Source organism: Rossellomorea orangium (genome assembly GCF_019334305.1).
Taxonomy (GTDB): domain Bacteria; phylum Bacillota; class Bacilli; order Bacillales; family Bacillaceae_B; genus Rossellomorea.
This window is the reverse complement of sequence record NZ_JAHWGH010000018.1, coordinates 486,676-499,555: the sequence shown is the minus strand read 5'-3', so window position 1 is coordinate 499,555 and position 12,880 is coordinate 486,676. Positions and strand designations below refer to the sequence as shown.

Below are 12,880 nucleotides of genomic sequence, written 5' to 3'. Positions count from 1 at the left end.
ATCCTACTTCAAGGGGGGATTTCAGCAGGTTAACCTTTTTCAATTTTATTCATGAGGATTGGTGAGCTTTTGGGTAGGGTATCCTTCTTATATAGGAAATGAAAATCAAGGGAGAGATGAAATTGAAAGGAAATATTGTGTGCATAACAGGTGGAGCCAACGGGATAGGGAGAACCCTCGTTGAAGAATTTTCAAAGCAAGGTGCCATTGTAGAATTCATGGATATGGATGATGCGAAGGGGAAGGAACTTTCCAGAACGCTCAATGCAGAAGGATATAGCACGCGCTTTCATGAAGTGAATGTAGGAGTACCCCAACAAGTGAAAGAAGCCTTCACGATCATTAAGAAAGAACACGGTGTGGTCGATGTTTTGATTAATAATGCAGGTGTTTCAAGATTCATGCCATTTTGGGAGATGGAACCTGAAGATTGGAACGAGATTTTAGCAGCTAATTTAAGCAGCGTATATTATTGCAGCCGTGAAGCAGCCGAGTTAATGAAGGGGCGTGGAGGCTCTATCATTAATATGGCTTCCACAAGAGCTTCAATGTCTGAACCGGATACAGAGGCGTACTCAGCGACGAAAGGCGGGATTATCAGTCTTACTCATTCACTTGCCATCACCCTCGGCGAGGTGGGGATTCGGGTCAATTCCATTAGTCCTGGTTGGATTCAAACAGAAGATTATACTTCCTTGAGGGACATAGATCATGAACAGCATCCGTCAGGAAGGGTAGGTAAGCCCGAAGACATAGCGAGGGCATGCTTATTCCTTGCGAACACTGATAATGATTTCATTACAGGAGAGAATCTCGTTGTGGATGGTGGAATGACACGAAAGATGATTTATAAGCATTGAATGCATGAAGGAAGCAGGGCAATGGAAACTACCCCCTTCTTAACACGACAATATTGATAAGTCCGATGCACAGTACAAATATTAAGCTGATAACCATTTATTTTTTACACTCCCATCTTTTTTTCTAGAATATGGGAAGGATGTATGGTCTGTTCAAGGAATAGAATAAAGATTTGTAAAGATTGATATTATGGAGAAAAGACCCGATCACGCACTGAGTCAACCCTTCGGTAGTAGCATCATGATTTGTATATATAAAAGTAAAACTCGCCGTAGTTATTTTGGCGAGTTTCTTTATTAGCGATTAAATACTTGTGATACGTTTCAACTTCGTCTATTAAATAAGATGTCTTGCCCTATATAGAAGAGCCAGCAAAAGTAAAATAAGCGGAGTTTTTCCGTTTATGCACAGAAAAATCAGCAAGTATTGAATTTTTTGAGTGGTTAGGCGGAATCTCTCCTTTTATTTCGCTCATCTCTCCTTTTAATGAAGAAATTAGCGGAATCTTTCCGTCTATTTTATCAGCTCTTGGGATTGACTTGATTTTCCATCCTATAAATGCCCAGATGCAGTAATCAGCAGACTAATCAATAAAATAGGTAATTAAAACGGCATTTCATATGATAAAAGTTTAGCCCCCCTCTTTTTAGAGTAGTCGGTTTTATAAAAGAAAAGGGATAATTTAACAAAGAGTTATGGTAAAATAAGAAAATGATATTGTTAGAAAATTAAATTAAATCTTCGTATGAAAACTAGGGGGAAAAAGAATGAGTAGCTTGGCCTTAATTAAGAAAGAAATGAATAAAGTATTAGTGGGTAAAGACAAAGAGATAGACCTTTTGATGATTGCATTACTTCAAGAAGGACATGTTCTGTTGGAAAGTGTGCCGGGTACTGGTAAAACATTACTGGCCAAGACATTCAGTCACTGCATTGATGGAGCTTTCAAAAGGATTCAATTCACACCTGACGTGTTACCAAGTGATGTAACGGGTATACAGTTTTTTAATCCGAAAACCCAGGAATTTGAGTTAAGGACGGGACCCGTCGTCACAAACGTCTTATTGGCGGATGAAATCAACAGGGCCACTCCGAGAACCCAGGCAAGTCTACTGGAGGTAATGGAAGAAAAGCAGATTACGATAGATGGGGAGACCGTTCCATTATCTCCTCCCTTCATCGTGGTTGCCACGCAGAATCCCATTGAATCCCAGCAAGGGACATTCCCGCTGCCTGCAGCACAGTTGGACAGGTTTTTATTGAAGATACCATTTACTTATCCTGACTTTGAAGAGGAAAGAGGGATTTTGAACCGATTTAAATCATCGGAACCTTTGAGTACAGTAAATAAAGTAATGGGTCTTGAAGAACTTCAATCGTTGTCACGCCGTGTCAAAGAAGTCCACGTATCTGAGGATATCGAAACGTATATACTTCAAATTACGAGGGGGACAAGGGAGCACGAATGGGTGGAGGTAGGTGCAAGTCCGCGAGCCAGCCTGGCACTTCTAAAGGCTTCCCAGGCTAAAGCCTTTCTTGATGGCAGGGATTTTGTGAAGCCTCAGGATATTGTAGCGGTTGCTCCATATGTTCTTCAGCATCGTATTCAATTAACAATAGAGTCATCCCTGACCAGGACGCCAGAGGAAGTCATCGAGCAGATCGTAGAGATGGCCATTACCCCTGTTGAAGCGGGGCAGGCTCGGTGAAGTGGAAACGGGAGATAGTTGAAGATCCTTACATATCCATGACGCTAGTATTACTCGTCATTGTCGGTGCAGTAAGTTTTTATGTTCAATCTTATGTTGGGTTAGGTATTTTTCTATTGATGATTCTCTATTTCAGGGTTCATCAATGGTATATGGTGAAAGTCGGGGAAGGTATCAGTATTGGAAGAACCATAAAGAGATTGAGGCTCCACGCTGATGAGGAGCAGAAGTGGGAATTTCAGATCCAGAACAGAGGAATATCCATTTGGGGGGCGACTTTAAAGGTCACGTTTAAAGATATCGTCATTCCTAAGGGATACCCGTACACGACCGGAGTTGGGGACAATATAGAAGTGTCCATTCCCTTTTCCATCCGCAAAAATGATGAAGGAATCATCTCCATACCGATTATTGGAAAGAGGAGAGGATTATGCAGAATCACCAAGATGCAGTTGGAAATCCCTCATTTATTCGGAAGTGGAAAAGTCCTATTGGATTTACTTGATAATGTTCCATCCACCATTATCGTATTTCCTGTAAATTCACCTGTTAAAATGGCAGAACAAAAGCTTACCTGGAAGCAGGGAGACGTCCCAATTCAACATTCATTATTTTATGATGTCTTTCACCAAATCGGAACGAGGGACTACGTTCAGGGAGACCGGTTCCAAGACGTTCACTGGAAGGCAACGGCCAGGACCGGAAGCCTTCAAACAAAGATCTACGCGCCAGCAACCCAAAAAGAGTGGATGATCGCCATCAATATTTCCGATCGTTATGCAATTACCAATCAGTTGGAAGAAATAATAGAGTATACGTCTTATATGATGCAGCTTGCAGTAGAACAAAACATCACGTTCTCACTTGTACTAAATGTAAGGTCGCAGGGTCTGACCCCTTATTATTACCTCCCGCCGGGAATAGGAAGGGTTCACAGGCAAAGAGGCATGGAGCTCCTATCTACTCTTTCAACAGATGAGTTTACCGTTCCATTCCATATAGTTCTTAAATCTCTTTACCTGCGTCAATTAGTGCCTTCCATCTTCATCGTAGCGGGTGTCATGGAGAAACGGGAAGAATCTCTATTAACAAATATAGAGAAACAAAATATACAAGTTTTCAAGTTAAAAGTAGAACAAAAACAAGGAGTCGTCACTTTATGGAATCGTTCGCTGAAAGTACCTTCCTGACCAAATCAAAACAGATGGTTTTGATTAAATTGGGACTGTTAGTGGGGATAGATGTATTATTTACCCTATTGTTCATTACGTTCCTCTTTCCGAAAGAAGTAATTATTAACGGCTACGTCCCGGCTCTGTTTACTGTATTTATTTCCATCATGATAACAGTCGCTTTGAGTAAGCTGAATCAACCGATGACTAAACAATTGATTGCGGCCCTATTCATCTCTCTGTGTACTGGTATTTACTTCTTCTCTGCTTCATGGTTGATCATGTTGTGTGCCCTGTTATTTCTCCATTGGAGAATCTCAACTTATATCAACAATCATGATCACGCCATTGAAGTGAGCAGCGGTTCAATCCTTATCTTTTTAAGCGTGGCAGCGTTTTCCCTGTTGACGGGTTCAATGAGAGATCTGGAAAATACGTATATCGTATACTCCTTACTCTTAATTCTATTTTCAATCATTATCACGTTCACCCCGATCCAAAGGATGCTCAGTGGTATGAAACACGGTCAAGGAAAAATGCTCTTCAAACCAGTTGTTTTCTGGTTCTTAGTGCTAGTGGCAGGTGCTGTACTGGCAATGTTCAGCTCGTTGGTAAGTAAGGGGATCTATTGGGGAGCCGAAAAAGTATTTTGGGTAATCTCTTTCCTGGTGAATCCGATTTATGATCAACTATTAAAATTAAGAGACTTAATCATGAACATGTTTTCAAGCGATGCTGAAAAGGGTACAGGGAATGAACTCGAAAAACAGAATATTGATGAGACTCAAACTTACGAACTCAGCCAGGGATTATCATTTTCCTGGGTGGACGAGGCTCTGCTGATTCTATTAGTCATATTTGTCATCATTTATCTGATCAAGAAACGAAAGGAGTCTCTTCACGTTTCAGAAAGTGAAAGGGATTCTTACAGCATGACGACTCAACACATCATCACTCCTTTTGAAGAAAGCAGTAAAGAACCAATTTATTATTCAAAAGCAAGGGATTCTATCCGGCTATCGATGGAGAAGCTTGAAGAGGAAGCTTTAAGGAGCGGGGCAGGAAGATACCCGAATGAGAATGTTCAATTATGGTTCGACAGAATCGGACTTAGTGGAACGGATCGCTTTTTCACTGTGTACGAACAAGTAAGGTACGGACAATTCGTGCCTGGTCAGGATGAAATCGATTTCTTCACCAGTCAAATAGATGGACATATTGCACATTTGAACGATAAGAATGATCAATAGCAGAAGAAGCTAGTGCAGAGAAGGCGATTCTCCCTGCATTAGCTTTTTTTAATTATTTTTACATGGGGTATGATAAATATGAGGAGGGCTGCCCATGTTATTTGAATTAATAAATGTGCACTTTAAAGATATTTTACATATTAGGGAGATGGACATATCTGAGGGCAAGACTACTTGTCTGGTAGGGGAAAGTGGTGCAGGAAAATCGACTCTTTTGAAATTATTAAATAAAATGAATATACCAGACAGGGGACAGGTCCTTTATAAGGGAGATCCCTTAAAGAGTTTGGACGCTGTGAAGCATAGGAGAGAAGCTGTTATGATTTCTCAAACACCTCTCCTATTTGGAGAAACAGTAGAAGAGAATCTGCAGAGTGGCCTTATTTTTTCAGAAAAACCTCCGGCAGGTCGGGAGGAGCTCCTGAAGATACTCAACATTGTCAAATTGGATATGCCTTTAGACGCTCATGCAGCGCAGCTGTCAGGTGGAGAGAGACAGCGATTGTCACTCGGGAGGGTGTTATTAATGAAACCTGTCGTCTATTTATTGGATGAACCCACTTCTGCTCTTGACGAAGAAACCGAAATCCAAGTGATGAAAAGCTTTATTGAATGTGCAAATGGGCATGGGGGAACCGTTATTATGGTTACCCACTCTACCAATGTGGCTGAAGAATATGGCGAAGAAATCATTACGATTGAGAAATAGACGAAGGAGAGAATGACAGTGGAAAAAGGAATCATTGACATAGAATTATGGAGATTCATCGCAGCTTATGTGTTTGTGCTTCTATTATTATTCATCGTAAAGTGGAGGGGGGTTTCGAGGGAAAAGCAAATCTTACTCGCTTCTTTCAGGATGACGATTCAACTCATTATTGCTGGATACATACTTACTTATATTTTTGATCATCCAAGCCCCCTGCTTACATTGAGTATCATATTGATTATGGAGGCATTTGCCATCAGGAATATTTTTAAGCAGGTTAAATATGAGATGCATTTCAAACTGAAAGGGATGGCTGCCTTCTCATTATTCATTGGGACTCTTGTTTGCCTATTCTACTTCAATATGGTCGTCATCCACTTTTCACCATGGTATGAACCAAGATACTTTATTCCAATCGCCGGAATGATTGTGGGGAATTCGATGACGGGTATTACGCTTGGAATCAATACGCTACTCGGGGGATTGAAAGATCAGAGGGAGAAAGTAGAGGGGGCGTTGATGCTTGGGGCAACACCGAAAGCTGCCTCCAAGATCTATGTGGATAATGCGTTTGACTCCGCCATCCTTCCCACTCTTAATAATATGATTGGAATGGGAATCATTTTTTTGCCTGGAATGATGACAGGTCAGATTCTCTCTGGGATAAGTCCCCTGGTTGCCATCGAATATCAAATAGCCATTCTATTAGGCATTATTGGAAGTGTAGCACTCACCGTGATCCTTTTTATCATATTGGGGTATAAGCAATTATTTACAAAGGACGCCCAATTGAATATATAAGCTCTGTAGGGTGGAGTTTTTCCGTTCTAATCTAGTTTCCACGGCATATGCTAGAGAAAGAATGATAGGAAGGGGAAGATCCCATATGAAATATGAAATAGAACAGGCACTAAGGGTCAAAAGTCTTGCCATTGATGTAATGGAAGAATTGATGAAAAATGAAAGTAAGCATAGTATCCAAGAATTAAAACAGTTGTCAGAATTATTCTCTCGCTGCATTTGTGATTTGGTGAATGTGTATACAAACACATCTGAAGATCACGAAATGACACTGAAGGGAACCATAATCAAGGCAAAAATCGGTTATAATCTCATGAAGGCCAAGCCAAAAACCCATGTGGTAGAAAAAGAATAGTATGTCAATGAAAAAACTGACTCATACTAAAGACTCCACCACTTAATTAAAATGGTGGTTTCTAAAAGGGTTGGTTTTTTTTCGATTACAGAAATACATCAATTTTTACATAAATAGGTTCATAACAGTGGCAAATTTATGAAATACTAAAAAAATCAAGCTTTACAATTGTGTATCTCTTCATTGCATGCTATTCTTTTTTATTGAACAGCTTTATAGGAATAATGGATTAATCGCTAGAAATAGTTGACGTTTTCTTCATAATCCATTACTTTTATGAAGCAACCAAAAACAAGATATATGAAGGAGTCGATTTACATGGCACAAAAAACATTTACAGTTACAGCTGAAACAGGAATTCATGCTCGTCCGGCAACTCTACTAGTTCAAACGGCAAGCAAATTCGACAGCGATGTACATCTAGAATACAAAGAAAAGAAAGTAAACTTAAAATCAATCATGGGTGTTATGTCTTTAGGTGTTGGTAAAGGTGCAGAAATCACAATCATTACTGAAGGTAGTGACGAAGAAGAGGCGTTAAACAGCCTTCAAGAAACATTGAACAAAGAAGGTTTAGCTGAGTAATGTCAAGTCTTTTAAAAGGAATTGCGGCTTCGAATGGCATTGCCATAGCGAAAGCGTACCGTTTAGTTGAACCTGACTTAAGCTTTGAAAAGAAAAGCGTAGACAATGCTGAAGAAGAAGTAACACGCTTCGGGGAAGCCATTGCCACGTCAAAATCAGAGCTTGAAGCGATCCGTGATAAAGCAAGAGTTGATCTAGGTGAAGATAAAGCCCAAATCTTTGAAGCACACCTTCTTGTCTTAAGCGATCCAGAATTATTGACACCCATTGAAGACAAAATCAAATCAGAAAATGTAAACGCTGAATTCGCACTTAAAGAAACAGCGGATATGTTCGTTTCCATGTTTGAATCCATGGACAATGAATACATGAAAGAACGTGCGGCTGATATTCGTGACGTGACAAAACGTGTTCTTTCACACTTGCTGGGTGTGCAAATTGCGAACCCAAGCATGGTGACAGAAGAGGTTATTGTGATTGCAGAGGATTTGACTCCTTCTGACACGGCGCAACTGAACCGTGAATTTGTAAAAGGATTCACAACTGATATCGGTGGAAGAACATCCCACTCCGCAATTATGGCCCGTTCAATGGAGATTCCAGCTGTAGTGGGGACAAAATCCATTACTTCCTCTGTTGAAAATGGTGACATGATCATCGTAGACGGATTAAATGGAGAAGTACATATTAATCCGACTCCTGAAGTCATCGAAGAGTATAAGAAAGAGCATGCCCGTTATGAAGAACAAAAGGCTGAATGGGCTAAGCTTGTAAACGAGCCAACGGTTTCCAAGGATGGAGAGCATGTTGAACTTGCTGCAAACATCGGGACACCTAAGGATCTTGAAGGGGTTAAAAATCACGGCGGAGAAGGTGTAGGTCTGTACCGTACAGAATTCCTATACATGGGTCGTGACGAATTACCTTCTGAAGACGAACAATTTGAGGCATATAAGGCCGTATTAGAAGGGATGGAAGGGAAACCTGTAGTGGTTCGTACTCTTGACATCGGTGGAGATAAGGAACTTCCTTATTTGAACCTACCTAAAGAAATGAACCCGTTCCTAGGGTATCGTGCAATCCGTCTTTGTTTAGATGAGCAGGATATTTTCCGTACTCAGCTTAGAGCGCTATTAAAGGCAAGTACGTATGGAAACCTGAAAATCATGTTCCCGATGATTTCAAACCTTCAAGAGTTTAGAGAAGCGAAAGCCGTACTTGAAGAAGAGAAAAAAGCTCTTCTTGAAAACGGGACGAACGTAGCTGATCATATTGAAGTGGGGATCATGGTAGAAATCCCATCAACTGCTGTCATGGCAGATGTCTTTGCCAAAGAAGTCGATTTTTTCTCGATTGGCACAAATGATCTGATTCAGTACACTATGGCTGCAGACCGCATGAACGAGCGCGTTTCATACTTATATCAACCGTACAACCCTGCCATTTTACGCCTTGTGAAAATGGTGATTGACGCGGCTCATAAAGAAGGAAAATGGGCTGGTATGTGCGGGGAAATGGCTGGAGATGAGATTGCTGTACCGATCCTTCTGGGATTAGGATTGGATGAGTTCTCAATGAGTGCCACTTCCATTTTGCGTGCCCGTTCTCAAATCAAACAGCTAAACACTGCTGATATGAAAGAACTCGCAGAACAAGCACTGCAATTAGACACCAATGATGCGGTAATTTCTTTAGTGAAAAAAGCGACATCAATAGAGTAAATAAAGGTTTAAATGGTTGAAATGAGGGTACTGTATTTTTGAAGAATAAGGATAAGGCACACCCTTTGGGCCTTTTATTCTCATTTCCCCCTTTCTTGTGGATTGAAGGAACATAATGTTCTTTCAATCCCTTTTTTATTTTAGGGGATATAATTCTTTTTAAAAGGGTTTCTCCATTCCATCAACACACCGTAATGGCAGGATTCCTCATCTTCAATATAATCTTTGATCGCCTTTAGTGGGGTACGGCCAGCCTGTAATAAAAAGGTTATCACCGGATCTTTATATTCACCGCGCGTCAACATCTTCATATACTCTTCAATCCGGAGTGTGTCGGCCACTTTATGATAAGTGGGAATGCGGGCTCCGCCAAGTAAGCGTTCCAAATGTAAATGCACCACAATTTCATACATGGCCTCCATCATTACTTTCCCCAGCTTAAATCCCCTGTAGTCCGGTGCGATACAAAGATCCACTACGTACAATGTGTTTCCATTGGGTTTATGGTTTCTGATATATCCATTATCCGTTATTTCCTCCCACGTGTGTGGGGGATCCGAAGGAGTGAAATCTACAATCAGACTTGTCATGCTGCCAACTACTTTCCCGTCTATTTCCACACATATGGCACCTAAGGGGAAATGGGATAAATGCTGTGTAAGCTGATCTTTATTCCAGCAAAGATCTGATGGGAAAGGAGGTGGGAAAGCTTTTTGTTGGATCAAGATCAATGCATCGAAATCATTTTCCCTATAATTCCTGATAACGGCTTTATGTATATGATTATCCTTGAAGACATACTGTTCCTTACTATACATGACAGCACCTCATTTCTCGGAATTCCCTTGTTTATTATACTTTATGAAAGCGCTTTTTTAAAGTGTTTTACTAAAATAACTTTTCTGCCTTCAAGGCATAAAAAAATCTCTGTAATTTTCTTAAAAAAAGTTTTAAAGGAAGGTTTACCATATTTAAAAGCGGGTATTCTATAACTAAGCATGAAATTGGAGATTAATTTCTCACTAACACCCCCTTTTCCTTTTTTTTGAACCAGCTCTTTTATAGAGGCTGGTTCTTTTTTTCTTTCATAATTGTCAATTGTATAGTACAAATGCCTGAGATGAATAATAAGCATATGCTGACCCTTAAGGGAATCAGCACTACAATAGAAGGGGTGGATGAACGATGGCAAAGAGAACAAAAAAGAATGATCCACAACAAAAAAATAAAAAAGGCTTCGACTCTTCAAAAATCAATTCAGAATTTGCACATGAAATAGGCAGTGCGGCAACAAATAAAATCCACAATGACAAAGCCAAAAAAGAAAAAGCATCCAAAAATAATGGTGAATATAAAGGGTAATACAAAGAAAGGGGCGGACCTTGAAAAGGTCCGTCCCTCTTATCTTTGGATAAAGGCCTGAAGCCGGTTGAGTCCTTCTGTCAGTTGTTCCATGGAACACGCGTAAGAAAGTCGGAAATATCCTTCACCGAGCTTTGAAAAGGCATCTCCGGGTACGACGGCGACTTTTTTCTCCTTTGCGAGGGCCAGGGAGAAATCCAAGGAACTTAAACGTAATTCATCGGGGATCTTCACGAAAAAGTAAAAGGCTCCTTGTGGTTGAACTACACCTTCAAACCCCATCTGGACTAACCGCTCATATACGTAATCCCTTCGCTTCCTATATTCATCCTTCATCTCCATCGCATCGTTCTTCCCTTTGGTCAAAGCCTCATATGCTGCCTTTTGCGATATGGAAGAAGCACAGGACACATTGTATTGGTGAACCTTCAGAAGATGGCTGGAAATGGTTTCTGGAGCAAAGACAAGACCGATACGCCACCCGGTCATACTATGTGACTTTGATAAACCGTTGATAACGATTGTTTGCTCTCTTAAATATTCTGCAATGGAATGATGAGCACCGTCATAGGTAAGTTCACTGTAGATTTCATCAGCCAACACAAAGATTTCCCGGTTTCTAAGTAAATCGGCGATCTCTTTCAATTCTTCCTTTGATAAGCTCACCCCCGTTGGATTGGAAGGGTAAGGAATGATGATGCATTTGGTTGATGGGGTCAAGCTCTTTTCAATAAGAGCAGCATCTAATTTAAATTCATTTTGAGTAATATCAACATGGACCGGATTTGCCCCGCAAAGTTTAATGATGGGTTCATATCCTGGATAAACAGGTCCAGGGATAAGACAGTCATCTCCTTCGCAAAGAATCGTACGAAGAATCACATCGATTCCCTGGGAGGCACCATTTGTGACTATGACTTCGGCTCTCGGGTCATAATGTATATTGTATTTTTCTTTGACGAATGAAGCAGCAGCTTCACGCAATTCAAGGAATCCTGCATTATGGGTGTACGAAGTAAAATTATCATCTATGGCTTTTTTTCCGGCATCTTTAATATGCTGGGGGGTGGGGAAATCAGGTTGACCGATGGTAAGGGAAATCATGTCGTCGATCCCCTCAACCATGTTGAAAAATCTTCGTATCCCTGAAATTTGAATGTCCCTGACCAAGGGATTAATATGCTGTTCCAATATGTACACCTACTTTAATAATTTGATTCATATTCTACCATTAATTTGAGTTTTTACGTAGTGCTTTTGTTTGAATGGAGGAGAAAAAGGGAAAGGATAAAATGAAAAAAAGTCAGTTAGGGAGAGCCATATGATTCGAACGAATATAATCAAGGAGAATGGGGACATTCAGTGTGATGTACCTTTATCCAGAATAAAAGAAAAAGATGTAAAATGGTACTGGGTGGACTTTTCAGAGCCTACCAGCAAAGATATCAGGTTGCTTAAATTATATTTCAGGTTTCACCCCCTTGCGATCGAGGATTGTTTGGATGACTTCAGTCAGCGCCCAAAGCTCGATTTTTATGAACAGTATATATTTGTCCTTATGCACGGAATCAATCCTAAAACCCATGATTCCCATGAGGTGAATATGTTTGTGAATTCAAGCTTCATTGTGACCTTCCATAAACAGCGAGTCGACGAATTAAATCATTTATGGGAAAGAGTGAAGGAGGAAGGGGAACAGCTTAGTCCGTTTAAGATCATGCATGGAATCGTTGACCGATTGGTGGACGAATATTTCCCGCTTATCTATAAGATTGAAGATCGCCTCAATACCATTGAGGACAACACGAACGAAGAAGCGGATAGTGATTTGATGGATGAATTATTTGATATTCGCCATGATATGTCCAAGCTAAGACGAACTCTTGTGCCAATGAGGGATCTATTGTATCGAATCAGCAACTCAGGAAGATTAAACTCGTTGAAAGAAGAGCAGCTATACTTCAATGACGTGTATGACCATTTAATAAAGCTCGTGGAAATGCTTGAATCCTATCGTGAATTTTCATCGGATATTCGTGATAATTATCTTTCAATCAATTCGGATAAAATGAACAATATCATGATGACCTTGACTGTCATAACGACGATTTTCATGCCTCTTACATTTATAGCCGGTTTATATGGAATGAATTTTGTCTATATGCCTGAACTGAATGAGCGAAGTGGATACTTCATCGTTCTTGGGGTCATGGGACTTATCGCTCTGATCATGTTCGGTTTCTTTATGAAAATAGGGTGGCTCAAGTTCAGCACGAAAAAGCGAAGAAAGCGGAGAAGACTTCTTCGATTAAAATAATCAGTTCATACAAGGGGGGTTCCAGAAGGAATTCCCCT

General features: G+C 40.4%; 14 protein-coding genes. 11 read left to right on the top strand and 3 right to left on the bottom strand.

What is annotated here, in order from left to right; all coding sequences use genetic code 11:
* Positions 1-116 precede the first annotated feature (116 nt).
* The 9 genes from KYJ26_RS19700 (at position 117) to ptsP (ending at position 9,163) form a co-directional block, all read left to right on the top strand.
* A complete protein-coding gene (locus KYJ26_RS19700; protein ID WP_219169238.1) occupies positions 117-860 on the top strand; it encodes an SDR family NAD(P)-dependent oxidoreductase in 744 nt (247 codons plus the stop codon).
* A gap of 768 nt (positions 861-1,628) precedes the next feature.
* Positions 1,629-2,570, top strand: coding sequence for an AAA family ATPase (locus KYJ26_RS19695; RefSeq protein ID WP_219169236.1), 942 nt, complete (start codon positions 1,629-1,631; stop codon positions 2,568-2,570).
* Positions 2,567-3,760: a DUF58 domain-containing protein gene (locus tag KYJ26_RS24260; RefSeq protein WP_219169234.1), complete on the top strand. Its 1,194-nt coding sequence runs from the start codon at positions 2,567-2,569 to the stop codon at positions 3,758-3,760. The genes KYJ26_RS19695 and KYJ26_RS24260 overlap by 4 nt, the downstream gene beginning before the upstream one ends.
* On the top strand, positions 3,730-4,992 hold the full coding sequence (locus tag KYJ26_RS19685) for a hypothetical protein (protein WP_219169232.1): 1,263 nt from the start codon (positions 3,730-3,732) through the stop codon (positions 4,990-4,992). Before KYJ26_RS24260 ends, KYJ26_RS19685 begins: the two co-directional genes overlap by 31 nt.
* A gap of 94 nt (positions 4,993-5,086) precedes the next feature.
* Complete coding sequence (locus KYJ26_RS19680; protein ID WP_219169230.1) at positions 5,087-5,701, top strand: ABC transporter ATP-binding protein; 615 nt, start codon at positions 5,087-5,089, stop codon at positions 5,699-5,701.
* A gap of 18 nt (positions 5,702-5,719) precedes the next feature.
* A complete protein-coding gene (locus tag KYJ26_RS19675; RefSeq protein WP_308807577.1) occupies positions 5,720-6,502 on the top strand; it encodes an ABC transporter permease in 783 nt (260 codons plus the stop codon).
* Between the two features lie 85 nt (positions 6,503-6,587).
* On the top strand, positions 6,588-6,857 hold the full coding sequence (locus tag KYJ26_RS19670; protein ID WP_219169226.1) for a hypothetical protein: 270 nt from the start codon (positions 6,588-6,590) through the stop codon (positions 6,855-6,857).
* 318 nt (positions 6,858-7,175) lie between these two features.
* The gene (locus KYJ26_RS19665) at positions 7,176-7,442 is read left to right on the top strand and encodes a phosphocarrier protein HPr (RefSeq protein ID WP_034756145.1); all 267 of its coding nucleotides are present in this window, start codon (positions 7,176-7,178) and stop codon (positions 7,440-7,442) included.
* The gene (ptsP, locus tag KYJ26_RS19660; RefSeq protein WP_219169224.1) at positions 7,442-9,163 is read left to right on the top strand and encodes a phosphoenolpyruvate--protein phosphotransferase; all 1,722 of its coding nucleotides are present in this window, start codon (positions 7,442-7,444) and stop codon (positions 9,161-9,163) included. The genes KYJ26_RS19665 and ptsP overlap by 1 nt, the downstream gene beginning before the upstream one ends.
* Before the next feature lie 140 nt (positions 9,164-9,303).
* Here the strand turns inward: ptsP and KYJ26_RS19655 are convergent, their stop codons facing one another.
* Both KYJ26_RS19655 and KYJ26_RS19650 read right to left on the bottom strand, forming a co-directional pair.
* Positions 9,304-9,981, bottom strand: a complete 678-nt coding sequence (locus tag KYJ26_RS19655; RefSeq protein ID WP_219169222.1) for a GNAT family N-acetyltransferase — start codon at positions 9,979-9,981, stop codon at positions 9,304-9,306.
* 41 nt (positions 9,982-10,022) lie between these two features.
* Positions 10,023-10,298 carry a hypothetical protein gene (locus KYJ26_RS19650; protein WP_219169221.1) on the bottom strand — a complete coding sequence of 92 codons (276 nt, stop codon included), beginning with the start codon at positions 10,296-10,298 and terminating at the stop codon, positions 10,023-10,025.
* A 50-nt stretch (positions 10,299-10,348) separates the two neighbouring features.
* On the opposite strand from KYJ26_RS19650, the gene KYJ26_RS19645 reads away from it, so the two are divergent.
* A complete protein-coding gene (locus KYJ26_RS19645) occupies positions 10,349-10,525 on the top strand; it encodes a hypothetical protein (protein WP_219169219.1) in 177 nt (58 codons plus the stop codon).
* A gap of 39 nt (positions 10,526-10,564) precedes the next feature.
* On the opposite strand, the gene KYJ26_RS19640 is transcribed toward KYJ26_RS19645, so the two are convergent.
* Positions 10,565-11,716 (bottom strand): aminotransferase A, encoded by a 1,152-nt coding sequence (locus tag KYJ26_RS19640; RefSeq protein ID WP_219169217.1) that lies wholly within the window; start codon positions 11,714-11,716, stop codon positions 10,565-10,567.
* Between the two features lie 130 nt (positions 11,717-11,846).
* Between KYJ26_RS19640 and corA the strand changes: the two genes are divergently transcribed.
* Positions 11,847-12,842 carry a magnesium/cobalt transporter CorA gene (gene corA / locus KYJ26_RS19635; RefSeq protein ID WP_219169215.1) on the top strand — a complete coding sequence of 332 codons (996 nt, stop codon included), beginning with the start codon at positions 11,847-11,849 and terminating at the stop codon, positions 12,840-12,842.
* The last annotated feature ends 38 nt before the right edge of the window (positions 12,843-12,880 follow it).